20 protein-coding genes and 1 pseudogene are annotated in these 21,717 nt (G+C 67.9%); 11 read left to right on the top strand and 10 right to left on the bottom strand.

Annotation, left to right across the window (positions count from 1 at the left end; genetic code table 11):
• Positions 1–42: 42 nt before the first annotated feature.
• Complete coding sequence (locus AC1M14_RS14015) at positions 43–2,271, bottom strand: NADP-dependent isocitrate dehydrogenase (RefSeq protein WP_479729839.1); 2,229 nt, start codon at positions 2,269–2,271, stop codon at positions 43–45.
• A gap of 547 nt (positions 2,272–2,818) precedes the next feature.
• Here AC1M14_RS14015 and ilvA point away from each other — a divergent pair.
• Positions 2,819–4,405, top strand: a complete 1,587-nt coding sequence (gene ilvA, locus AC1M14_RS14010) for a threonine ammonia-lyase, biosynthetic (RefSeq protein WP_479729838.1) — start codon at positions 2,819–2,821, stop codon at positions 4,403–4,405.
• Positions 4,406–4,437: 32 nt separating this feature from the next.
• Here ilvA and kdgD read toward each other — a convergent pair whose 3' ends face one another.
• Positions 4,438–5,352: a 5-dehydro-4-deoxyglucarate dehydratase gene (kdgD, locus tag AC1M14_RS14005; protein ID WP_102771095.1), complete on the bottom strand. Its 915-nt coding sequence runs from the start codon at positions 5,350–5,352 to the stop codon at positions 4,438–4,440.
• Positions 5,353–5,562: 210 nt separating this feature from the next.
• On the opposite strand from kdgD, the gene AC1M14_RS14000 reads away from it, so the two are divergent.
• The 3 genes from AC1M14_RS14000 to AC1M14_RS13990 all read left to right on the top strand — a co-directional run bounded on the left by AC1M14_RS14000 (position 5,563) and on the right by AC1M14_RS13990 (position 8,166).
• Entirely contained in the window at positions 5,563–6,540 is a 978-nt protein-coding gene (locus AC1M14_RS14000; RefSeq protein WP_479729837.1) for a Bug family tripartite tricarboxylate transporter substrate binding protein, read from the top strand.
• A 64-nt stretch (positions 6,541–6,604) separates the two neighbouring features.
• On the top strand, positions 6,605–6,970 hold the full coding sequence (locus tag AC1M14_RS13995) for a hypothetical protein (RefSeq protein ID WP_479729836.1): 366 nt from the start codon (positions 6,605–6,607) through the stop codon (positions 6,968–6,970).
• Between the two features lie 38 nt (positions 6,971–7,008).
• On the top strand, positions 7,009–8,166 hold the full coding sequence (locus AC1M14_RS13990) for a Fic family protein (protein ID WP_479729835.1): 1,158 nt from the start codon (positions 7,009–7,011) through the stop codon (positions 8,164–8,166).
• 41 nt (positions 8,167–8,207) lie between these two features.
• On the opposite strand, the gene AC1M14_RS13985 is transcribed toward AC1M14_RS13990, so the two are convergent.
• Positions 8,208–9,677 (bottom strand): hypothetical protein, encoded by a 1,470-nt coding sequence (locus AC1M14_RS13985; protein ID WP_479729834.1) that lies wholly within the window; start codon positions 9,675–9,677, stop codon positions 8,208–8,210.
• Between the two features lie 212 nt (positions 9,678–9,889).
• On the opposite strand from AC1M14_RS13985, the pseudogene AC1M14_RS13980 reads away from it, so the two are divergent.
• Positions 9,890–10,351: pseudogene (locus AC1M14_RS13980) on the top strand (isochorismatase family protein); the annotation flags it as partial.
• A 171-nt stretch (positions 10,352–10,522) separates the two neighbouring features.
• Here AC1M14_RS13980 and AC1M14_RS13975 read toward each other — a convergent pair.
• Positions 10,523–10,741: a hypothetical protein gene (locus AC1M14_RS13975; RefSeq protein WP_102771101.1), complete on the bottom strand. Its 219-nt coding sequence runs from the start codon at positions 10,739–10,741 to the stop codon at positions 10,523–10,525.
• 9 nt (positions 10,742–10,750) lie between these two features.
• Positions 10,751–11,134: a hypothetical protein gene (locus tag AC1M14_RS13970; protein ID WP_102771102.1), complete on the bottom strand. Its 384-nt coding sequence runs from the start codon at positions 11,132–11,134 to the stop codon at positions 10,751–10,753.
• A 230-nt stretch (positions 11,135–11,364) separates the two neighbouring features.
• Between AC1M14_RS13970 and AC1M14_RS13965 the strand changes: the two genes are divergently transcribed.
• On the top strand, positions 11,365–13,827 hold the full coding sequence (locus AC1M14_RS13965; RefSeq protein WP_479729833.1) for a penicillin acylase family protein: 2,463 nt from the start codon (positions 11,365–11,367) through the stop codon (positions 13,825–13,827).
• A 228-nt stretch (positions 13,828–14,055) separates the two neighbouring features.
• Positions 14,056–14,628 (top strand): class I SAM-dependent methyltransferase, encoded by a 573-nt coding sequence (locus tag AC1M14_RS13960; protein WP_246842379.1) that lies wholly within the window; start codon positions 14,056–14,058, stop codon positions 14,626–14,628.
• A gap of 47 nt (positions 14,629–14,675) precedes the next feature.
• On the opposite strand, the gene AC1M14_RS13955 is transcribed toward AC1M14_RS13960, so the two are convergent.
• Complete coding sequence (locus tag AC1M14_RS13955; RefSeq protein ID WP_102771105.1) at positions 14,676–15,389, bottom strand: IclR family transcriptional regulator; 714 nt, start codon at positions 15,387–15,389, stop codon at positions 14,676–14,678.
• Positions 15,390–15,487: 98 nt separating this feature from the next.
• Between AC1M14_RS13955 and AC1M14_RS13950 the strand changes: the two genes are divergently transcribed.
• Genes AC1M14_RS13950 through AC1M14_RS13935 form a run of 4 tightly spaced genes read left to right on the top strand, consistent with a single transcriptional unit; the run spans position 15,488 to position 18,125 of the window.
• Complete coding sequence (locus AC1M14_RS13950; RefSeq protein WP_102771106.1) at positions 15,488–16,201, top strand: PIG-L deacetylase family protein; 714 nt, start codon at positions 15,488–15,490, stop codon at positions 16,199–16,201.
• Positions 16,202–16,206: 5 nt separating this feature from the next.
• On the top strand, positions 16,207–16,836 hold the full coding sequence (locus AC1M14_RS13945) for an RraA family protein (protein WP_479729832.1): 630 nt from the start codon (positions 16,207–16,209) through the stop codon (positions 16,834–16,836).
• A 48-nt stretch (positions 16,837–16,884) separates the two neighbouring features.
• The gene (locus AC1M14_RS13940) at positions 16,885–17,847 is read left to right on the top strand and encodes a Bug family tripartite tricarboxylate transporter substrate binding protein (RefSeq protein ID WP_102771108.1); all 963 of its coding nucleotides are present in this window, start codon (positions 16,885–16,887) and stop codon (positions 17,845–17,847) included.
• Positions 17,848–17,882: 35 nt separating this feature from the next.
• The gene (locus tag AC1M14_RS13935) at positions 17,883–18,125 is read left to right on the top strand and encodes a hypothetical protein (protein ID WP_102771816.1); all 243 of its coding nucleotides are present in this window, start codon (positions 17,883–17,885) and stop codon (positions 18,123–18,125) included.
• Between the two features lie 9 nt (positions 18,126–18,134).
• On the opposite strand, the gene AC1M14_RS13930 is transcribed toward AC1M14_RS13935, so the two are convergent.
• From AC1M14_RS13930 to AC1M14_RS13915, 4 genes are read right to left on the bottom strand one after another with little or no spacing between them, the layout of a single operon-like run.
• Positions 18,135–19,058: an SMP-30/gluconolactonase/LRE family protein gene (locus AC1M14_RS13930; RefSeq protein ID WP_111825186.1), complete on the bottom strand. Its 924-nt coding sequence runs from the start codon at positions 19,056–19,058 to the stop codon at positions 18,135–18,137.
• Positions 19,059–19,074: 16 nt separating this feature from the next.
• Entirely contained in the window at positions 19,075–20,055 is a 981-nt protein-coding gene (locus AC1M14_RS13925) for a Bug family tripartite tricarboxylate transporter substrate binding protein (protein WP_479729831.1), read from the bottom strand.
• Between the two features lie 28 nt (positions 20,056–20,083).
• Positions 20,084–21,025 (bottom strand): NAD(P)-dependent oxidoreductase, encoded by a 942-nt coding sequence (locus AC1M14_RS13920; RefSeq protein ID WP_479729830.1) that lies wholly within the window; start codon positions 21,023–21,025, stop codon positions 20,084–20,086.
• Positions 21,022–21,705, bottom strand: coding sequence for an RraA family protein (locus tag AC1M14_RS13915; RefSeq protein WP_102771111.1), 684 nt, complete (start codon positions 21,703–21,705; stop codon positions 21,022–21,024). Before AC1M14_RS13915 ends, AC1M14_RS13920 begins: the two co-directional genes overlap by 4 nt.
• Positions 21,706–21,717 lie beyond the last annotated feature (12 nt).

Genomic DNA, 21,717 nt, shown 5'->3' with positions numbered 1-21,717 from the left:
GCCCCGCAAGGCTGCCGGTTTTTTTGCGTCGCGTCGCGCCGTTTAGGCGATGGCGGCGAGCGCCTGGTTCAGCGTGGCGCTGGGGCGCATGGCCTGGCTGGCCTTGGCCTGGTCGGGCTGGTAGTAGCCGCCGATGTCCACCGGCTTGCCTTGGGCGGCCTTCAGTTCGGCCAGGATCGTGTCCTCGCCGTCGGCCAGGGCGCGGGCGACGGGGGCGAACTGGCCGGCCAGTTCGCGGTCGTCGGTCTGCGCGGCCAGGGCCTGGGCCCAGTACATGGCCAGGTAGTAGTGGCTGCCACGGTTGTCCAGGCCGCCGACCTTGCGCTCGGGCGACTTGTTCTCGTCCAGGAACTTGGCGGTGGCCAGGTCCAGCGTCTTGGCCAGCACCAGGGCGCGGGCGTTGTCATAGGCGCGGCCCAGGTGATCCAGCGAGGCGGCCAGCGCCATGAATTCGCCCAGCGAATCCCAGCGCAGGAAGCCTTCTTCCAGGAACTGCTGCACGTGCTTGGGCGCCGAACCGCCGGCGCCGGTTTCGAACAGGCCGCCGCCGGCGACCAGCGGCACGATGGACAGCATCTTGGCGCTGGTGCCCAGTTCCATGATGGGGAACAGGTCGGTCAGGTAGTCGCGCAGCACGTTGCCGGTCACCGAGATGGTGTCCTGGCCCGCGCGGATGCGCTTGAGCGAGAACTTGGTGGCTTCGACCGGGCTGAGGATGCGCAGGTCCAGGCCGCTGGTGTCGTGGTCGTTCAGGTACTGCTTGACCTTGGCGATGACCTGCGCGTCGTGGGCGCGGTTCTCGTCCAGCCAGAACACGGCCGGCGTCTTGCTGACGCGGGCGCGGGTGACGGCCAGCTTGACCCAATCCTGGATCGCGGCGTCCTTGGTCTGGCACATGCGCCACAGGTCACCGGCCTCGACGGCCTGTTCCAGCAGCACGGCGCCGGCGGCGTCGGTCACGCGGACGGTGCCGGCGGCCGGGATCACGAAGGTCTTGTTGTGCGAACCGTATTCCTCGGCGGCCTGGGCCATCAGGCCGACGTTGGGCACGCTGCCCATGGTGACCGGGTTGAAGGCGCCGTTGGCCTTGCAGTCGTCGATCACGGCCTGATAGACGCCGGCGTAGCTGCGGTCGGGGATCACGGCCTTGGCGTCCTGCAGTTCGCCGGCGGCGTTCCACATCTTGCCCGAGTCGCGGATCATGGCGGGCATGGAAGCGTCGACGATGACGTCGCTGGGCACGTGCAGATTGGTGATGCCGCGGTCGGAGTTGACCATGGCCAGTGCCGGCAGCGTCTTGTATGCGGCGTCGATGTCGGCGGTGATGGCGGCCTGCTGGTCGGCCGGCAGCGACTGGATCTTGGCGTAGAGGTCGCCGATGCCGTTGTTCGGGTCGAAGCCGGCCTGGGCCAGCGCGTCGGCGTGCTTGGCCAGCACGTCCTTGTAGAACACGGACACCACGTGGCCGAAGATGACGGGGTCGGAGACCTTCATCATGGTGGCCTTCAGGTGCACCGAGAACAGCACGCCCTGGGCGCGCGCGTCGTCGACCTGGGTCTGCAGGAAGGACTTGAGCTTGGCGGCGGACATGACGGCGGCGTCGATGATCTCGCCGGCCTTGACCGGGGTCTTGTCCTTCAGGACGGTGACGGCGCCGTCAGCGGCGACCAGTTCGATTTTCACGTCGCCGGCGGCGGCGATCAGCGCCGACTTCTCGGTGCCGTAGAAATCGCCTTCGCTCATGTGCGACACGTGCGACTTGGAGTCGGACGACCAGGCGCCCATCTTGTGCGGGTGCTTGCGCGCGTAGTTCTTGACCGACAGCGGGGCGCGGCGGTCGGAGTTGCCTTCGCGCAGGACCGGGTTGACGGCGCTGCCCTTGACCCTGTCGTAGCGGGCCTTGATGTCGCGCTCGGTGTCGTTGACCGGGGCGTCGGGGTAGTCGGGCAGCTTGTAGCCCTGTTGCTGCAGTTCCTTGATGGCGGCCTTCAGCTGCGGCATGGAGGCGCTGATGTTGGGCAGCTTGATGATGTTGGCTTCCGGCTGCACGGCCAGCGCGCCCAGCTCGGCCAGGGCGTCGCCCAGCTTCTGGCTGTCGTCGAGGTAGTCCGGGAACACGGCGATGATGCGGCCGGCCAGGGAGATGTCGCGGGTCTCGACGGTGATGCCGGCGGGTTTGGTGTAGGCCTGGACGATGGGCAGCAGCGAACGGGTTGCGAGCGCCGGCGCTTCGTCGGTGAGGGTATAGATAATCTTCGGAGTAAGAGACATGATCCTTGAATCTGTTCGGCAGGCGCTAGGCGCAAACCCGAACATGCTATGCGGCGCGAAGCCGGTAGATGTTGTCGAGAGTGGGTTCGTCCGGGCAGGCGCGCAGGCCGTGAGCGTCTGCCCAGCATGGCCGGCGCCCGCCCTTTTTTGTTTGGCCGGCCGGGGAGGGCCGGTTGTACCGGCCGGACCCAGGTCCGCCTCCAGGGAGGTGCGACTGCCACGAACCTTACATTGTAATACCGCGGCCCGTCTGGCGCGCAGGAAAAACGGCGGTGTCGGGCGCGGGATACGCGCAGGCGCAGGCGATAAAACGGGGACGCATTATTTCGGGCAGGCCCGCCGCGGGTCTCGTTTGACAAAGCGCGGCGCTTGGAGGAAGCTACGGCCCATGAATTTCCGCGCCGTTCGCATTTCGCTGATTATTACCATCATTCCTGGAATGGTGGGTTAGCGCGCGACCGCAACAGTCACAGCCACCCGCCCCACGAGGCGGGTTTTTTGTGGCCGCCTCTGCCGGGCAAAGCCAACCCCCAAAGCAGAGAACCGCATGTCCGCAACTCCTTCCGCCAGTTCAGAAGCCGCTAACCCCGCCGCATTCCAGCACGGCAACGCCTCGCCGATGGAATACCTGAGGCAGATCCTCACGGCCCGCGTCTACGACATCGCCCGCGAGACCGAACTGGACCCCGCCCGCGGCCTGTCCGCGCGCCTGGGCAACACCGTGCTGCTCAAGCGCGAGGACAACCAGCCGGTGTTTTCCTTCAAGGTGCGCGGCGCCTACAACAAGATGCGCAACACCCCGCAGGCCGCGCTGGACCGCGGCGTGATCACGGCCTCGGCCGGCAATCATGCGCAAGGCGTGGCGATCTCGGCCGCCAAGCTCGGCGTGCGCGCCACCATCGTGGTGCCGCAGACCGCGCCGCAGGTAAAGGTGGACGCGGTCCGCGCCCACGGCGGGCCGACGGTGACGGTGGTGCAGGCGGGCGATTCGTACAGCGACGCCTATGCCCGCGCCCAGACGCTGGCCGCGCAGCATGCGCTGACTTTCATCCCGGCGTTCGACGATCCCTACGTGATCGCCGGCCAGGGCACGGTGGGCATGGAGATACTGCGCCAGCATGCGGGCGCGCCGCACGCGATCTTCGTGCCGATCGGCGGCGGCAGCCTGGCGGCCGGCGTGTCGGCCTACGTCAAGGCGGTGGCGCCCGAGGTCAAAGTGATCGGCGTGCAGACCCAGGATTCCTGCGCCATGGCGCAGTCGTTGCGCGCCGGCGAACGGGTCAGCCTGGCCGAAGTGGGGCTGTTCTCGGACGGCACGGCGGTCAAGCTGGTGGGCGAGGAAACCTTCCGCCTGTGCCGCGCGCACCTGGACGAGGTGCTCCTGGTGGACACGGACGCGGTCTGCGCGGCGATCAAGGACGTATTCCTGGACACGCGCAGCGTGCTGGAGCCGGCCGGCGCACTGGCGGTGGCGGGCCTGAAGCAGTATGTGGAACGCGAAGGCGTGCAGGGCTGTTCGCTGGTCGCCATCACGTCGGGCGCCAACATGAACTTCGACCGCATGCGTTTCGTGGCCGACCGCGCCGAGGTGGGCGAGGCGCGCGAAGCGGTGTTCGCCGTGACCGTGCCCGAGGAGCGCGGCAGTTTCCGGCGCTTTTGCCGCGTGATCGGCCAGCGCAGCGTGACGGAGTTCAACTACCGCATCGCCGATGCCCATACCGCGCACATTTTCGTCGGCGTGCAGATCGCGCGGCGCGGCGACGCCGCCGAGATCATGGCGGCGCTGCAGGAACAGGGTTTTTCCGTGGGAGACCTGACCAATAACGAGCTGTCGCGCCAGCACATCCGCTACATGGTGGGCGGGCGCTCGCCGCTGGCCGGCGGTGAACGCCTGTTCCGCTTCGAGTTCCCGGAGCGCCCGGGCGCGCTGATGAAGTTCCTGTCGGAGATGGCGCCCAACTGGAACATCAGCCTGTTCCATTACCGCAACCAGGGCGCGGACTTCAGTTCGGCGCTGGTCGGCATCCAGGCGCCGCTGGCCGACAGCGGCGCGCTCGACGCCTTTCTGCGCGAGCTGGGCTACGCCCATTTCGAGGAAACCGACAACGAGGCGTATCGCCAGTTCCTGGTTTGAACCGGGTTTATCCGGGCTTGCAGCCCGGCTTGTTATTGCGGGCCGAGCTTGCGTATCAGCGCGTCCAGCGCCTCCATCTCATCGGGCAGCAGGTCCGTCAGCGGCGCGCGCACCGGGCCGGCGTCGTGCCCGACCAGCCGGGCGCCGGCCTTGACGATGCTGACCGCATAGCCCGGCACGCGGTTGCGGATGTCCAGGTAGGGCAGGAAGAACGTGTCCAGCAACTGGTTGGCCGTGTCGTGGTCGCCGGCCGCGATGGCGCGATAGAACGCCATGGCCGTGCGCGGCACGAAGTTGAACACCGCCGAGGAATACACGGGCACGCCCAGCGCGCGGTAGGCGGCGGCGTAGACCTCGGCCGTGGGCAGCCCGCCCAGATACGAAAAGCGGTCGCCCAGCTTGCGGCGGATGCGCACCATGGCCTCGATGTCGCCCACGCCGTCCTTGAAGCCGATCAGGTTGGGGCAGCGTTCGGCCAGCTGGGCCAGGCTGTCGGCCGACAGGCGCGATTGCGCGCGGTTGTAGACGATGACGCCGATCTTCACCGACTTGCAGACCTGTTCGACGTGGGCCGCGATGCCTTGCTGCGAGGCTTCCGTCAGGTAGTGAGGCAGCAGCAGGATGCCCTTGGCGCCCAGGCGTTCGGCCTCCTGGGCATAGGCGATGGCGCTGCGCGTAGGCCCGCCCGCGCCGGCCAGGATAGGCACCTTGCCGGCGCAGGTCTGCACCGCGGTCCGGATGACGTCGGCATATTCCTGCGGCGCCAGCGAGAAGAATTCACCCGTGCCGCCGGCGGCGAACAGCGCGGTGGCGCCATAGGGCGCCAGCCATTCCAGGCGCTGCGCATAGCCCCTGGCGTTGAAGTCTCCGTTCTGGTCGAAGTCCGTCACGGGGAAGGACAGCAAGCCGTCCGAAACAATGTTCTTGAGTTCCTGCGGAGTCGTCATGGGGGCGCTCGTCCTGGGTGGTTTTTTGATTCAAGAGGTAGGTCATCGTACAACATGAAAACTGGGATAACAAGGAAGGGTCTGGCTAAATATGCGGCATTAAAGGGGAAACCCGAAATATATTTTTTATGTCGTTTGGAATTATTCTTGTAGTTGTACGATAACTAGCCTGCCGAGCGGACGCGGCGCATATCCTGGAGAGGAGACAGCATGAACCCGAGCAAGAGACAGTTCCTGGGCGGCGCCGCGGCGCTGTGCCTGGCGCCATGGTTGCCCGCGGGGGCGCAGCCGTCCGGCTGGCCGACCCGGCCGGTGCGCATCATCGTGCCATATCCGCCGGGCGGATCATCCGACATCATCGCCCGCCTGCTGGCGCCGCGGCTGAGCGAAGCCTTGTCGCAGACGGTGGTGGTCGAGAACAAGCCCGGGGCCAACGGCAATCTGGGCGCCGGGCTGGTGGTGCAGGCCGCGGGCGAAGGCCATACCGTGTTGCTGTGCGACGTGGGCGCGCTGGCCATCAGTCCGTCGGTCTATACCAAGCTGTCTTTCGACCCCTCCAAGGACTTGCGCGCCGTCGGCATGCTGGCCTATTCGCCGCACGTGCTGGCCGTGCATCCGGACGTGCCGGCGCGCACCGTGCCCGAACTGGTCGCGCTGTCCAGGAAGCAGCGCCTGAATTTCGCCGTGACGGCCATCGGCAGCGCGCCGCACCTGGCCGCAGTGGCGGTGCAGCAGGCCACCGGCGCGCAATGGGAGTACGTGCCGTACAAAGGCGGCTCGCAGGCGGTGACCGACACCATCGGCGGGCAGACCCAGATCATCATGAACGGCCTGCTGGCCACGCTGCCCCATATCCGCGCCGGCAAGCTGCGTCCGATCGCGATCTCCAAGCGCGAACGCATGCAGCTGGTGCCCGACCTGCCGACCATTTCCGAGCAGGGCGTGGCCGGCTTCGAATCCGGCACCTGGCAGGGCGTGATGGCGCCGGCGACCTTCACCGATCCGGTGGCCGAGCGCCTGTCCACGCTGATGGCGCAGATCGTCAACCAGCCCGAGGTCAAGGCTCAGCTCAACGAGCAGGGCGCAGAAATCGTCACGCGCAATCCCGCCGAGCTGGCGCAGTTCTTCGCCGGCGAACGCGCGCGTTGGGCCACGGTGGTCAAGAGCACCGACATCCGCCTGGATTGACGCCGGGCGCGCCGGCATGGAATCCTGGCGGCAGGCCCCGGCGCGCGGGGCGGAGCATGCAGCCATGAAAATGCGTGAAACAGCGGTATTGGCGGCCGGCCTGGCGGCGCTGTCCGCCGTTGCCGGCGCCCGGGGCGCGACGCCCGCCGTGCCGCAGCCGCCGCCTTCGGCCCGAGTCATTCCCGACACTTGCGTGGGCGCCGCCTGCCCACGGCTCTTCAATCCCGAGCCGGCGCCCGAGCCGTGCCTGGGCACGGGCTGCGCCAATGCCGGCAGGCCGCCGGGTCCGCCTCCGGCGCCCGGCAGCAGCCCGGGCCGCCAGCCGGGATGGGTCAGCCCGGCGCCGTCGCTCCTGCCGCCCATGCCTGCGCCGCGGGGCCAGCCCAGCGGGCCGCTGACGCCCGCGCCGCCGTTGCCGGTGCCGCGTTGATATATACAAATTTAATAATCGGAATTCAGACGGGCGAAATGTACGACGCTTTGCAGCAGTTCATGCCTTTATCGCCGGGCGAGCATGTATTGGCTCCCTTGCTTGAGCGGTCGGCGGCCGTGGTCAACCGAGCGGCCGAACTTGGAGGTGTAGCTCATCCGAGCACTCGGGCCGCGTTGCACGCACTGTTGCGCAGCATGAATTCCTATTACAGCAACGGGATCGAAGGCCAAAGCACAACCCCCAGGAACATCGACGCAGCTTTACATGGCAAGTACTCGAACAAGCCCGAAATTGCACAATTGCAGCGTGTTGCCGTGGCTCATATCGAGGCGGAACGGCAACTGGAAGGTCTGGCCGAGAGCCATTCGCCGCTGAGCGCCGATTTCGCTAGGCTCGCTCATCGAGCCATGTATGGCCGCCTTGCTCCGGCGGACAGAATCAGCAAGGACGGCCTATCCGTCGAACCGGGAGAGCTGCGGGAGGTTGATGTCGTCGTCGGTCGCCACCATCCGCCCGTCTGGCGCGCTTTGCCACGGTTCATGGAGTCGTTCACCGCGCACTATGACCGGCAACGGGCCGGTGATGCACAGCTTATCGCCATCGCCTGCGCGCATCATCGGATGGCCTGGATGCATCCTTTCTCCGACGGCAATGGTCGCTCCGCGCGATTGCAAACTCACGCTGCCATGTTGCCAATTACCCGGGGCCTATGGTCGGTCAATCGTGGCCTGGCTCGAAATGTCGCGGACTACTACGGCTATCTGGCCGGTGCGGACGCGCCGCGGCAAGGCGATCTGGATGGGCGCGGCAACCTCACTCAAAAGGGCCTGTTGCAATGGATCGAATATTTCCTGGGGGTATGTGAAGACCAGGTTTCCTACATGAGGGAAATGTTGGCGCTGGACTCGATGAAAGAAAAAATCAAGGCGTCGGTCCTGGTGGAAACGGCGAAGGGACGGTTGCGGCCCGAGGCCGCGTTGCCCATTTACCATCTGTTTGCCGCAGGTCCCACCACGCGCGGAGAGTTCATTCAGATGACCGGCCTGGGCGAACGCACGGGGCGCGCTCTATTGGCGGCGGCCCTGAAGTCCGGCCTGGTCGCTTCCGATACGTCCCATGCCCCGGTCAGGTTCGCTTTTCCACTCGATTCCTTGCCGATTCTGCTTCCTGCCTTGTATGGCGTGGAGCAATAGCGCCTGAAGCGCGTGCCGGGAAAGTGGCCGGCGTGGCCCCTTCACCCCGGACTGCCCGACAACGCCAACACCAGCGCCAGGCACAGCAGCGCCCCGCAAGCGGCCAGCGCGTAAGGCAGAAGCCCGGCGTAGACGGCGCGTTCCTGGCCGCGGCCGTGCGCAAGTCCGGCGGCGATGGACATCCGCACCGGCGAAAAAATGCCCAGCGAGGTCCCCGACACGTGCAGCAATGCGGCCGCGGCGGGCACGTTCAGGCCGGCTTGCAGCGCCAGCGATAGCTGGGACGGCATGAACAGGCTGTTCGGCGCGTTGCCGCTGTTGGCCAGGATGCCGAAGGCGCCGGCCAGCACGGGCGTGATCAGCACGGTCCAGTCGCGCAGGCTGGAGAAAAGGCCGTCGGCGTAGGCCTGCGAGATGCCGGCGCCGGCCAGCACCTCGGCCATCATGGCGAACAGGAACACCGAGTACACGGCGTGGCGGCCGGTGGTCCAGGCGGCGCGCGCCTGCGCGGCCAGGACTTGCGGCTGGCGTCGCAGCGCGGCCAGCGCCAGCGCGCCGGCGATGAGCCAGCTGCCCGCATGCAGCAAGGGCTGCCAGCCCGGCAGGTCGGCGTACGGGCGGAAGTCGGCCGGCGCCGAGAGCGCATGGTTCAGGCCAGGCAGCAGCCGGGTCGCCACCAGCCAGGCGATCATGACGATGTAGGGCAGGGCGCCGCCGGCGGCGGCCTGCAACTGCGCGCGGCCGGGGCGGCGGTCGAGCAGGAAGCGCGCGACGATGAGCGGGCCGTAGGCCGCCAGCAGCGCGGTCTCGGGACCGAGCAGCGCGGTGGCCGCGGCCAGCGCCGCCAGGCTCACGGTCATCCAGCCGGCTTCGCGCCAGTGTTCGGATGCGGCGGCGCGCAGCCTCGCGCGCGCGGCGGTGCGCCAGTACAGCGCCATCCATAGCGCCGTCAGCAACGCCACGGGCACCAGGCTGTAGAGCGCCAGCTGCGAGGCCGGCACGCGCGCATAGGCCGAGGCCAGCAGCGTGCCGCTGCCCATCGCGCCCCACGGAATCAGGGTCTGGCTGAGCAGCGCGAAGACCATGGTTTCGCGCGGCTGCAGCTTGAGCGGACGGATCAGCAGCACCGTGCCCAGCATGCCCACGCCGAAGCCGGTGGCCGCTTCGGCGAACGGACCCACCAGGAAGCAGGCGAAGTACAGCCGCCTGCGCCGCGCCAGCGTATCGCCCGGGCCGTCGGCGCCGGCCGCCTTGCCGGCGGGATGCTGGGCGGCCATGTGCCAGAACAGCAGTCCGCCGAGGATATAGGGCGTGATGATCGCGCCGATCCACAGGCCGCGCGTGAGCGCCTGCCCCAGTTGCCCGCCGTCGAATGGCGCGGGCGCGGCCCCCAGCGCCACGGCCAGCGCGGCCGCCAGCCCCAGGATGGCCGCGACCGTGGTGTTCACGCGTCCGCTGGCGATGGCGGCAATGACGATGAGGGCGGGCAGGGACCAGAGCAGATACGTCATGAGGGAGTCGTGCGCAGGCAGGGGCCGGGCGTTGCAGTGTATGCCGGTTGCGCCGGGCGGGCCGTGGTGGGCCGGCGCGTCATGGGGGATTGCCTGCCGTACGCCAGCCTTGCGGCCCGATGTAAATAATGCAGGGACGAGATGATGTGGCTGAATGGCAAAATGACGCCATAGCGTTCTACAAAGAGAACGCTGAATGAGCCGCGCGGCACCCGCTGATTCCGGAGATCCACGCCAACGCCCCGCATGCCAAGTACGTCGCGCGCAAGGGCGAGATCAACGCCTGGGACAACCCCGAGTTCGTCGAAGCCGTGAAGGCCACGGGCCGCAAGACCCTCATCATCGCCGGCACCATCACCAGCGTCTGCATGGCTTTCCCCGCCATCAGCGCCGTGGCCGACGGCTACAAAATATTCGCCGTGATCGACACGTCGGGCACCTATAGCAAGATGGCCCAGGAAATCACGCTGGCGCGCGTGGTGCAGGCCGGCGTGGTGCCGATGGACACCGCCGCCGTCGCCTCCGAACTGTAAAAGACCTGGAACCGCGAAGACGCGGCCCAGTGGGCCGAGGTCTACACCAAGGTGTTCCCGGCCTACCAGCTGCTGATCGAAAGCTACGCCAAGGCGCAGGAAGTGGTGAAGAACAACGAAGTGCTGGATTCGCAGCGCTGATGTTCTTGCGCTAAATGTCTCGCGCAGCTCCCTTCCTACGTGTTGTCGTCCAGCGTAGGATGGGTGCAGCGCGAGAATCCTTGGACAAGAACTCGAATATCAAGCGCGCGTAACCCATCGGGCCGGCGTACGCCGGCCTTCAACCGCTTGTCATTTCCGCGGGCCATCCATTCACTGCCCGCCGTAAATATTCCCCGCAATGCCGCCGGCCACGCCGCCGATGGCCGCGCCCGTCCAGCCGCTGCCGCCGGCGATGGCGGCGATGCCGGCGCCGGCCGCGGCGCCGATGGCCGCGCCCGACAGGGTGCCTTGCTGTTTGGAACTCATGTTGGTGCAGCCGGCCAGCGACACCATCGCCAGGCCGATGACGATCGAGCTAACTGTTTTCATGGCGGTCTCCTAGCGCGCGCGTTTCGTGCCGGGCACGACGATTTCGAACCAGAGCGTTTCGACCACCGGGCGGTCCATCCTCGTCGGGTTCGCCGCATACCAGTTGTCCAGGCTTTCACGCACCGAGTCCAGGGTCTGCGTCTGCAGTCCCTTGGCGAAGCGCGGGACCAGGCTCTGGGCGTCGGTGGGGGCGTGGCGCCGCTGGTAGGCCTGTTCCACCTGCAGCAGGTTGGCCATGCCCAGCAGGTAGGCTTTTTTCAAGTTGGGGTCGGACTGCGACCATTGCTGGCCGGTGAGGATGGGGGCTCCCTCGGAGGCGGCCGCGGCGCCGGTGGCGGGGGCCAGCAAGGCGAGGGCTAGAACTGCGGGACCGAACAGGTGTTTCACTTTCATCGCATCGCTCCTCAAGGGAACAGGGATAGAAAAACAACCTTCTGACGCCGTGCGCGCAGTTCGCTCGCGACGCAAGCGATATGCGGTATCGAAGAATTTATGCTTGAAAACTTGCTTGCGCAAGAGGGGGGACACATGGTTTAGTTGTACGGCATTGCGAGCGGCAGCGTCGGCAAGCATGGCGCCTCGAGACCGGCAGCGATGGCAGTCCAATCATCGGAGGAGGAGTCATGCGTACGTTCAATCGCAGGGCCGCTGCATTGCTGGCGGGCGGATTGGTGGCGGTGCTGGCGGGCTGTGCCGCGCCGGGAAGCAAGAAAGACACCATCGATATGGCCGGGCTGTCGCAGCCGGTGGAGATCGTGCGCGATCGCCACGGGGTGTCGCACATCTACGCGCAGAATCAGGCGGACCTGTTCTTCGCGCAGGGCTTCAGCGCCGCGCGCGACCGGCTGTGGCAGCTGGATCTGTGGCGCCGCCAGGGCGAGGGCAAGATGGCCGAACAGTTCGGCCCGCGCTTCATCGAGCAGGACCGCGCCGCGCGCCTGTTCCTGTTCCGCGGCGATATGCAGGCCGAATACGCCAGCTACCATCCGCAGGGCCAGGCGATCCTGACCGCGTTCGCGGCGGGCATCAACGCCTACGTCGACTGGGTCAAGGCGCATCCCGACCAGATGCCGCCGGAATTCAAGCTGACCGGCACCGAGCCCGGCTACTGGAGTCCGCAGACCTCGCTCATCCGCATCTACGGCCTGACGCGCAACCTCAACGAAGAAGTCAGAATGGCGCAGCGGGTGGCCGCGCTGGGCTTGAACACGGTCCAGGGCCTGAGCACTTTCGAGCCGCCGCTGGCGCTGCAGGTGCCGGCCGGGCTGGACGTGAAGCAGGTGGACAGCAAGGTGCTCGCCAATTACAGCCTGGCGCGCACCGGCCAGAAGTTCGTGGCGGCGGATTTTCCGCGCAGCCCGCTGGCCGAAGACCAGCGCGCGGCGCTGGCAAGCCGCCTGTCGGCGGGCATGATGGCCGCGCTGGACCCCGCGTTCGATCCCATGGCGACCCGCTACGAGAGCAACAACTGGACCATAGGCGGACAGCACACGGCCACCGGCAAGCCCATACTGGCGGGCGATCCGCACCGTTCGATCACGATGCCGTCGCTGCGCTACATGGTGCATCTGAACGCGCCGGGCTGGAACGTGATCGGCGCCGGCGAGCCGGCGCTGCCCGGCGTTTCCATGGGGCACAACGACCGCATCGCATTCGGGCTGACGATCTTCGCCTTCGGCGACGAGGAAGACCTCTACGTCTACGATACCAATCCGTCCAATCCCAATGAGTACCGCTACCGCGGCGGCTGGGAGAAGATGCGCCAGGTGGAGGAGTCGATTCCGGTGCGCGGCCAGCCGGCGGCGACGCGGCAGCTGAAGTTCACGCGCCACGGTCCGGTGATTTATGAAGATCCGGTGCGGCGCAAGGCTTATGCGCTGCGGGCGGCCTATCTGGAATATCCGGGCACGGCCGCCTATCTGGCCAGCCTGCGGCTGAACCAGGCGCAGAACTGGAACGAGTTCGTGGCCGGCATGGAAAAGCACTACACGCCCAGCGAGAACATGGTGTACGCCGACGTGGACGGCAATATCGGCTGGTTCGGCGGCAGCATCGCGCCGATCCGTCCGCGCGCCGACTGGTCGGGCATGCTGCCCGTGCCCGGCAACGGCGACTTCGAATGGCGCGGCGTGCTGCCCGGCAGCGCGCTGCCGCGCGTCTACAACCCGCCCGAGGGCTACTTCGCCACGGCCAACGAGTTCAACCTGCCGGCCGATTACCGCTACCGGGACATGTCGGCGCGCACCTGGGCCGAACCCTACCGCGTGCAGCGCATCCGCGAAGTACTGGCCGACGGCAAGGGGCTGACGGTGCAGAACTCGCAGGCCCTGCAGTTCGACAACCTGTCGATTCCGGCGCGCACGCTAGCCGGCTACGCCAAGTCGCTGAACTCCGCCGATCCGCAGTTGAGCCGGGCCTTGAGCCTGCTGAAGGACTGGGACTACAAGACGGGCACCGACAGCCGCGCCGCCACGGTCTATGAGTTCTGGCTGCCCGAAGTGGTCAAGCGCGTGTCCGACCTGTATGTGCCCGCCGCGGGCCGCAGCGTCTTTGGCGAGCTGTCCACGCGCAAGACGCTGGAGAAGCTGGCCGCGCCGGACGCCGCCTTCGGCCAGCGGCCGGAGCAGGGCCGCGACGCGCTGCTGCTGGCCGCGCTGGGCGACGGCGTGCAGAAGCTGCAGGCCAAGCTCGGCTCGGACCCGGCCCAGTGGCAATGGGGCAAGCTGCACCACATCCAGTTCGAGCACAGCCTGGCCGGCCTGCTGCCCGAGGCCACCGCCAAGGCCTACGGCACGCCGCGCTATCCGGTGGGCGGCGACAACGACACGGTGCATCGCGCCACGTTCCGCAAGTCGGACTTCCGCCAGATCAGCGGCGCCTCGTACCGCCAGGTGATCGACGTGTCCAACTGGGACAATTCGCGTGTGCAGAACGTGCCCGGCCAGTCCGCCGATCCGCGCAGCCCGTACTACCAGAACCTGCTCAAGGGCTGGGCCACCGGCGAGTACTTCCCCATGGCGTTCAGCCGCGCCAAGGTGGATAGCGAGCGGGCCGATACGCTGACGCTGCGGCCGGCGGGCAAGTAGGAGGGGCGCTTGTCAGATTGACAAGGGTGCTTACGCACGGTTTCGTGCCTGAACCGTCGATGCCAGTTAAGGTCTGGATAGCAGCGCGCGCCGCCCGCCCGGCGGCGCGTTCAAGCTGAATCTCCGCGCGCAAAAGCGCGCGGAGGTTTTCGTACCTGGAGTCAGAAACGACCGATGCATTCGCCTTTCCACTTCACCGCAGCGCATAAGTCCCCGTCCCGAACATCCATGAGCTGGCTGCAGGAGCGCAAGCAGTTCGTCAAGGCGTTACTTTCCAATCCCGCGGCCATCGGCGCCGTGGCGCCGTCCGGCCCGGCCCTGGCCGCGGCCATCACCTCGGCCATTCCGCCCAATGCGGGCAAAGTGCTGGAGCTCGGCTGCGGCACCGGCGTGTTCACCCGGGAAATGCTGCGCCGGGGCGTGGACCCGGCGCGCATGGTGCTGGTGGAGCAGGACGCGGCCATGAGCTCCAGCCTGCGTACGCAGTTTCCCCAGGCCGCCGTGCTGCAGGTCTGCGCGCTGGAGCTGTCGCGCCACAGCCATCCCGAGCTGGAAGGCATAGGCGCGGCGATCTGCGGACTGCCATTGCGCAATATGAGCGGCGCGCTTCATCACCGGCTGCTGACCGCGGTGTTCGACGCCATGTCGGAGGGCGGCTCGATGCAGCTGTTCACCTACGGCATGCGTTGCCCGGTGTCGCCCGGCGTGCTGGACGCCTGCGGCCTGTCGGCCCGCCGGATCGGGTTCGTGCCGCTCAATCTGCCGCCGGCCTCGGTCTTCAGCCTGGCCAGACGGGCGTAGCCAGCGCGGATTTTGAAACTTTTGCCTTCAGCGCCGAGCGTCGGCGCCTAGCCGCGGCCGTACAAGGCGCCGCGCATTTCGGCCGACGCGCCGAGCCGCCTGGACAGTTCGTCGGCGCGTTCGAGTATCAGCGCCTCGAACCGGGCCGCGTCCACCGTCTTCAGGCGCTCGGACGGCCCGGCGATGGTGAGCGCGCCGACGAACATATCGTCCTGGCCGATCACCGGCACGGACCACGACGAGGTGTAGGGGTCGCGCGCGCCGCAGGAAAAGATGGGCAGGGCGGTGTCGCCGCGCTGCTGGATGCCTTGCGCCCAGATCGCGAACACCTGGCCGGTGGAGGACTTGTCGGGCGGCATCACGCTGCCGGCGATGACCTGGCTGTGCAGCCCTTCGTGCGGCTGATGGCGGAACAGGCATAGCCGCTGCCCCGGCTCGCCGCCCTCGACGTAATAGGCCGCGCTTTCTCCGGTATCGGCCGAGAGGTTTTCCAGTATGGGCATCACCACGGCCGACAGGTCGAAGCCGCGCTCGTACACCCGCGCCAGAAACAGCACGCGCGGCCCCAGCCCATAGCGCCCGTCGGCCTCGCGCACCACGTAGCCGCAGCGCGCCAGCGAATTGAGCAGGCGGAAGATCGTGGTCTTGTGCAGCGGCAGGCGCTGCGCGAAATCGGCCAGCGACAGGTGTTCGGCCCCGGGCCGGAAACAATCCAGCACGCTCAGCGCCCGTTCCACCGCCACCACGCCGTCGTTACTCATCGAGTGCTCCAAGTATGTTGAATTTGCTGGTTGATTGTACTAGATACAACGGCATTTCATAAAAATACAATGAAGCCATTCCCAATCCGGAGAAAGAGATGGCGAGTTCGATGCTGGTGGTCACCGCGCACGTGGGCGACTTCGTCTGGCGTTGCGGCGGCGCGATGGCGCTGCATGCGCAGCGTGGCGTGGACGTGCACCTGGTGTGCCTGAGCTATGGCGAAAACGGCGAGTCCAATTCGGCGTGGGGGGATGACACCGCGCGCGATGACGTGAAGGCGCAGCGCCGCGCCGAGGCCGAGGCCGCGGCCGACATCCTGGGCGTGAGTTCGCTGGATTTTCATGACCTGGGCGACTACCCGATGCCGGAATCGGCGGACTCCGTGCGCCGCATTTCCGAAACCCTGCGCCGTACGCGGGCGTCGGTGGTGCTGACGCATCCGGAGCACGATCCCTCCAATCTGGACCATTGCCGCACGTTCGAAATGACGCTGCGCGCGCGCATGCAGGCCATGGCGCCCGGGCATGGCGCCGACTTCGTGGTGCCGCCGCAGGTGCTGTGTTTCGAACCGCACCAGACCGAGCTTTGCGGCTTCAGGCCCAACGTGCTGCTGGATATCACGCAAGTGTGGGACCGCAAGTGGGCGGCCATGCAGGCCATGCCGACGCAGCGCAATCTGTGGGCCTATTACGAACGCGTGGCGCTGCAGCGCGGCGCGCAGGCCGGCCGTCGCGGCAAGACCGGGGGCGCGCGCTACGGCGAGGCCTTCCAGAGCATTTTCCCGGCCGTCGTGTCGGCCCTGATGGAGTGAACGTGATGTCCGATGTGTTTACCGAAGGTCTTTGCAGCACCTTGCTGGCCGACGTGGGCGCGCGCGCGATGCACGCGCCGATCAAGCCGCTGCGGGCGGGATGGCTGTTGCGCGGCCGCGCGCTCACCGTGTCGGTGCCGGCCGGCGACAACCTGGCGATTCATGCCGCGCTGGCCGCCGCGCGGCCGGGCGACGTGCTGGTGGTCGACGCCCAGGGCTACGCGGACCGCGCCGTGATGGGCGGAATCATGTGCGCCCAGGCGGCGGCGGCCGGCCTCAGCGGCGTCGTGGTCGACGGCGCCATGCGCGACGCCGCCGAGCTGCGCGCCGGCGCGCTGCCGGTGTTCGCCGCGGCGCTGTCGCCGGCGGGGCCGACCAAGACCGGCGGCGGCAGCGTCGGCCGCCCGATCCGGTGCGGCGGCGTGGCCGTCAATCCGGGCGACTGGGTGCTGGGCGACGACGACGGCCTGGTCGTGTTCAGCCCCGACGAAAGCGACGCCTTGATCACCGCGGCGCTGGCCAAGGGCCGCGCCGAAGCGTTGCGCATGGCAGCCATCGCCCGCGGCGAACTCAGGCCGGCCTGGCTCGACGAGGCGTTGGGGCGCGCCACGCTGGACATCGCGCCGGCGCGCTAGTCGGACCCCGCACAAGAAGATTCCCGCATTACCTACAGGAGGAAGACAATGTTGCTCAAACAAACGCTGGGCGCCATCGCCCTGGTCGCAGCGCTTGCGCCCATGTCCCAGGCCCAGGCCGAATATCCGGAACGTCCCATCCGCATGGTCGTGCCGTTCGCGGCCGGCGGCCCGGCCGACATGGTCGGGCGCGAATTCGCCAAACTGTTCGGCGACCGCCTCGGGCAGCCGGTGGTGGTGGTGAACGCCGGCGGCGGCCACGGCGTGCCGGCCCTGAACCAGGTGCTGGGCGCCGAAGCGGACGGCTATACGCTGCTGATGCCGGCCTCCGGCAACATGACGGTGCCGTCCAAGGCGATGCAAGGCAAGAACGTGCTGGAACTGCTGGCGCCGATCAGCCTGCTGACCGAGAGCCCGCACGTGCTGGTGGTCAACGCCAAGCTGCCGGTGGATTCGGTGCAGGGCCTGGTCGATTACGCCCGCGCCCATCCCGGCAAGGTCAATTTCGGCTCGGCGGGCGTGGGCGGCGTGGCCCACCTGGGCATGGAGCTTTTCAAGAGCAACGCCAAGATCGACGTGGTGCACGTGCCGTATCGGGGCACCTCGCAGGTGCTGACGGACCTGGCCTCGGGCCAGGTGCAGGCGCTGTTCAGCAGCATGCCTTCGCTCAAGCCCATGATCGACAAGGGTTCGATCAGGGCGCTGGCCATGAGCGCGCCCAGCAAGGGCGCCGACACGGCCACGCTGCCGCTGGTTTCGCAGACCGTGCCGGGCGTGTCGTACACGACCTGGTATGGCCTGTTCGCCAAGGCGGGCACGCCGCCCGAGGTGCTGGCGAAGCTGAACCAGGCCGTGATCGAAACGCTGAAGAATCCCGAGCTGAACCAGAAGTTCGAATCCCAGGGCGTGGAGTTCGTGTCCAGTTCGCCGCAAGGGCTGGCCGACATCGTGCGGCGCGACACGAAGCAATGGACGGCGCTGATCGAGCAGGCGGGCATCGAGATCGAATGAAGGCGCGCGCCTGGCCGGGCGCGTATAGTGGCAGCATGAAGATCCGTCACTCAGCCCTCAAGCCAGTTCTTGCCGCGCTCGCCTGCGCGGCGGTCGCCGCCTGCGCCGATAGTCCGCCCCGGCAAACGGATATGGACTATCGGAGCCGGCCGCCTTCGGCCGCGCACGGAAGCCAGAGCGCGCCGGGCCAGCGCCTGACCATCCAGTCCGGCGAAGGCGAAAAACTGAATCTTCCCTGGTTCATCCAGGACACCCAGGACTGGATCAACAGTAATTGAACCGGCCGCTCAGCGCGAGCCGGGCCTGGCCAGCGCCAGGCCGGGATGGGGCGCCCGCGCGCACAGGATCGAGCCGGACACCGATTCGGTGCAGAACAGCTTGCGGCGGTCATCCATGCCGAATGCGATGTTGGTGGTGGACGCGCCCGCCGGACTGCGCCACACGATGAGCGGTTCGGCGCGGTGGTTGAGCAGCCAGACATACCCCAGGCCGGGATTGCAGACCAGCAGATTGCCTGCCTCGTCCACCGCCAGGCCGTCCGGCCCGCTGGGGCCGTACGAGGTGAAGAACTGGCTTGCCTTGCTGACGCTGCCGTCGGCCATCAGCGGCACGCGCCACACGCAGTTGCCGCGCGTGACCGCCAGGTACAGCACCTTGCCGTCGGGCGACAGCGCCACGCCGTTGGGGCTGGGCACGTTGTCCAGCAGGCAGTCCAGGCCGCCATCGGGGCGCAGGCGGTACAGCCGGCCGGTGGGGTCGTGCAGGCCGCTCTGGCCCTGGTCGGTGAAGTACAGATTGCCCCGGGCGTCGAAGATCAGGTCGTTCACGCCCTTGAAGCGCTCGCTGTTGCGGCGCGCCAGATAGGGCGCGACCTGGCCGCTCGCGATGTCCAGCGTCATCAGGCCATTCTTGTAGTCGGTGATCAGCAGGCGGCCGTCGTCCAGGAACTTCATGCCGTTGGGCTCGCCGTCGTACTCGGCCACGAGCGACCACTCGCGGTCCGGCCCGATACGGAACACGCGGCCCCACGGAATGTCGGCCACATACAGATTGCCGTGACGGTCGAACACGGGGCCTTCCAGAAAGGAGTCGACGGGCGCGCCGCCGCGGTTGGCGTCCGCCCAGTCGCTGCGTTCGGGACGGCGCCAGCGCTCGGGCATGGACGTCCAGACTTCGAATTGCGCCAACTCGGGCGCTTGCGCGTAAAACATGGCGTCTCCCCGGGGCCTACTTGGCGGCGTAGCCGATGCTGCGCGCCACCTTGCCCCACATCGCGTTGCTGTCGGCCAGGATGCGGCCGAACTCGGCGGCGTCGACCGCGCGCGGTTCGGCGCCCATCTTGGTCGCGAAGGTCTGCATTTCTTCCGAGGCCATGGCCTTGGCGACCTCGCGCTGCAGGCGTTCGGTGACCTCGGGCGGCGTGCCCTTGGGCGCCCACAGGCCGGTCCAGTTGACCACGCCGAAATCCTTCACGCCGGCTTCCGAAAAGGTCGGCACCTCGGGCAGCACGGCCAGCCGCTGCGTGCCGCTGACGGCCAGCAGCCGCAATTGTCCGCCTTGCACCGGGCCCATGACGCCGGTGGTGGAGGCGAACTGGAAGTCGATCACTTTGCCCAGCACCGCCTGGGTGGCTTCGGCCGCGCCCTTGAAAGGCACGTGCATGAACTTTACGCCGGTCGCCAGCGCCAGGCCTTCGGCGGCGAAGTGCGGCGTGGTGCCCGGGCCGCCCGAGCCATAGGTGACCGTGTCGGGCTTGGCGCGCGCCTGCGCGATGAGGTCATCGAGCTTGCGGTACGGGCTGTCGGCCGATACCGCCAGCGCCATCGGCGCGAACACGAAAGCCGAGATCGGCTGCAGGTCTTTGGCGGGATCGAAGGGCAGCTGCTTGAAGATATGGGGCAGCAGCGAGTAGGTCGTGTCGTTGGCCAGCAGCGTGTAGCCGTCCGGCGCGGCGCGGGCCACCTGGCTCACGCCGATGGTGCCGGTGGCGCCGGGCTTGTTCTCCACGATGAAGCTTTGGCCGGTCTGCGTCGACAGCATCTGCGCCATCTTGCGCGTGGCCACGTCGACCGCGCCGCCGGGGCCGTAGGGCACCACCACCCGCACCGGGCGGCTGGGCCAGGCGTCGGCGGCTTGCGCCGCCCCGCAGGCCAGGAGCGGCAGGGCGGCGGCAAGCATGAATGCGCGGGCTTGGATACGGTAGGTCATTTGTCTTCCTCCTGTTTTTCGTCGTGCGTCAGGCCCGCGGGCGGGCCAGCACGTCCAGCGCGTTGCGCGCGGCGGCCACGCCCATGTTGACGTAGGCCGCGCTGGTCACGCCGCCGATGTGCGGGCTGAGAATGATGCGGGGTTCCTGCTGGAACGGATGGCCGGGCGCCATGGGTTCGACCGCGAAGCTGTCCAGGCCGGCGGCTCGGACGTGGCCCGAGCGCACCGCCTGCAGCAGCGCGTCCTCGTCGACCAGGCCGCCGCGCGCGGTGTTCACCAGGATCACGCCGGGCCGGCACTGGGCCAGCGTCTGCGCATTGACCATGCCGCGGTTCTCGTCGGTGAGCGGGCAATGCAGCGACACCACGTCGGACTCGCGCCAGATCGTGTCCAGCGGCACGCTTGCGAGGTAGTCCGGCAGGTTCGCGGCGTAGGGGTCGAAGCCGATCACGCGCATGCCCAGCCCGTGCGCCATGGCCGCCATGCGCCGGCCGATGGCGCCCAGGCCGACCAGGCCGATGGTCTTGCCGCCCAGCTCCAGGCTTTTGTGGGTGGACTTGTCCCAGTGGCCCGCGCGCATGCGCTGGTCCAGCCCCACGACGGACTTGGCGCAGGCCAGCAGCAGCGCCAGCGCCTGTTCGGCCACGGCGGCGGCGTTCACGCCCACCGCCGCGACGACCTCGATGCCGCGCTGGGCGGCGGCGGTCTTGTCGATGGTGTCGGTGCCGCTGCCGTGCTTGGAAATCACCCGCAGCGCCGGGGCCGCGTCCATCGCGGCCGCGCCCACGCGGTTGTAGCGCACGATGATGGCCACCGGATTGTGCTCGCGGCACAGTGCGACGATGCCTTCTTCGGTGGGAGTCTGGCCGGCGTAGACCAGTTCGAAATCCTGCAGCAGCGCCTGCGCCTCGGGCGCCAGGTCGGCCGCGGTCACGACGATGGCGGGCTTGCCCGCAGCGGCGGCGCTCACAGCGATTCTCCTTCCTTCAGGACGCCGGCGGCGCGCAGCGCGGCGGCGAGCCACTTGGCTTCGGTGTCGCCGGCCTGGATCGCGGCGATGCGCGCGGCTTCGTCGCGCACCTTCTTCTCGGCCGCGGGCAGCAGGCCTTCGATCTTTTCGCGTTCGACCACCACCACGCCGTCGGCGTCGCCGATGATGAAGTCGCCCGGATTGACCGTCACGCCGCCCACCGAGACGGGATGACCGATGCGGCCGGGCACGTTCTTGGTGGGGCCGTTGGGATTGGCGCCGGCGGCGAACACCGGGTAGTCCATTTCAATGATTTCCGCCGTGTCGCGCGCGGCGCCGTCCATCACCACGCCGGCGATGCCCAGCTTGCGGCAGGCGTTCATCATGATGGTGCCCATCAGCGCCGAGCTGAGATCGCCCTTGCCGTCGATCACCAGCACGTCGCCCGGCCGTGCCAGGGACATCGCCGCGTGGATCATGAGGTTGTCGCCGGGGCGGACCTCCACGGTCAGCGCCGTGCCGGCCAGTTTCATGCCGGGATGCAGCGGGCGGATGCGGCCGTTGAGCGCGCCGCGGCGACCGGCCACGTCGGCCAGGATGGCGGGTTGCAGTTGCGCGGCGCGGCGCACGATCTCGGCGTCGACGCGCGGGAAGTCCTTGATGATGTCCTGATTGGCCATGAGTGTTCCTGT

It is taken from the genome of Achromobacter sp. SX5, from assembly GCF_056711425.1.
Note: the sequence above shows the minus strand (reverse complement) of the source record. Positions and strands in the feature narration are given on the sequence as shown.

Excerpts from the sequence above, each read along its gene's own strand:
- AC1M14_RS14015 (WP_479729839.1), bottom strand. The coding sequence starts at position 2,271 with ATGTCTCTTACTCCGAAGATTATCTATACCCTCACCGACGAAGCGCCG.
- ilvA (WP_479729838.1), top strand. The coding sequence starts at position 2,819 with ATGTCCGCAACTCCTTCCGCCAGTTCAGAAGCCGCTAACCCCGCCGCA.
- kdgD (WP_102771095.1), bottom strand. The coding sequence starts at position 5,352 with ATGACGACTCCGCAGGAACTCAAGAACATTGTTTCGGACGGCTTGCTG.
- AC1M14_RS14000 (WP_479729837.1), top strand. The coding sequence starts at position 5,563 with ATGAACCCGAGCAAGAGACAGTTCCTGGGCGGCGCCGCGGCGCTGTGC.
- AC1M14_RS13995 (WP_479729836.1), top strand. The coding sequence starts at position 6,605 with ATGAAAATGCGTGAAACAGCGGTATTGGCGGCCGGCCTGGCGGCGCTG.
- AC1M14_RS13990 (WP_479729835.1), top strand. The coding sequence starts at position 7,009 with ATGTACGACGCTTTGCAGCAGTTCATGCCTTTATCGCCGGGCGAGCAT.
- AC1M14_RS13985 (WP_479729834.1), bottom strand. The coding sequence starts at position 9,677 with ATGACGTATCTGCTCTGGTCCCTGCCCGCCCTCATCGTCATTGCCGCC.
- AC1M14_RS13975 (WP_102771101.1), bottom strand. The coding sequence starts at position 10,741 with ATGAAAACAGTTAGCTCGATCGTCATCGGCCTGGCGATGGTGTCGCTG.
- AC1M14_RS13970 (WP_102771102.1), bottom strand. The coding sequence starts at position 11,134 with ATGAAAGTGAAACACCTGTTCGGTCCCGCAGTTCTAGCCCTCGCCTTG.
- AC1M14_RS13965 (WP_479729833.1), top strand. The coding sequence starts at position 11,365 with ATGCGTACGTTCAATCGCAGGGCCGCTGCATTGCTGGCGGGCGGATTG.
- AC1M14_RS13960 (WP_246842379.1), top strand. The coding sequence starts at position 14,056 with ATGAGCTGGCTGCAGGAGCGCAAGCAGTTCGTCAAGGCGTTACTTTCC.
- AC1M14_RS13955 (WP_102771105.1), bottom strand. The coding sequence starts at position 15,389 with ATGAGTAACGACGGCGTGGTGGCGGTGGAACGGGCGCTGAGCGTGCTG.
- AC1M14_RS13950 (WP_102771106.1), top strand. The coding sequence starts at position 15,488 with ATGGCGAGTTCGATGCTGGTGGTCACCGCGCACGTGGGCGACTTCGTC.
- AC1M14_RS13945 (WP_479729832.1), top strand. The coding sequence starts at position 16,207 with ATGTCCGATGTGTTTACCGAAGGTCTTTGCAGCACCTTGCTGGCCGAC.
- AC1M14_RS13940 (WP_102771108.1), top strand. The coding sequence starts at position 16,885 with ATGTTGCTCAAACAAACGCTGGGCGCCATCGCCCTGGTCGCAGCGCTT.
- AC1M14_RS13935 (WP_102771816.1), top strand. The coding sequence starts at position 17,883 with ATGAAGATCCGTCACTCAGCCCTCAAGCCAGTTCTTGCCGCGCTCGCC.
- AC1M14_RS13930 (WP_111825186.1), bottom strand. The coding sequence starts at position 19,058 with ATGTTTTACGCGCAAGCGCCCGAGTTGGCGCAATTCGAAGTCTGGACG.
- AC1M14_RS13925 (WP_479729831.1), bottom strand. The coding sequence starts at position 20,055 with ATGACCTACCGTATCCAAGCCCGCGCATTCATGCTTGCCGCCGCCCTG.
- AC1M14_RS13915 (WP_102771111.1), bottom strand. The coding sequence starts at position 21,705 with ATGGCCAATCAGGACATCATCAAGGACTTCCCGCGCGTCGACGCCGAG.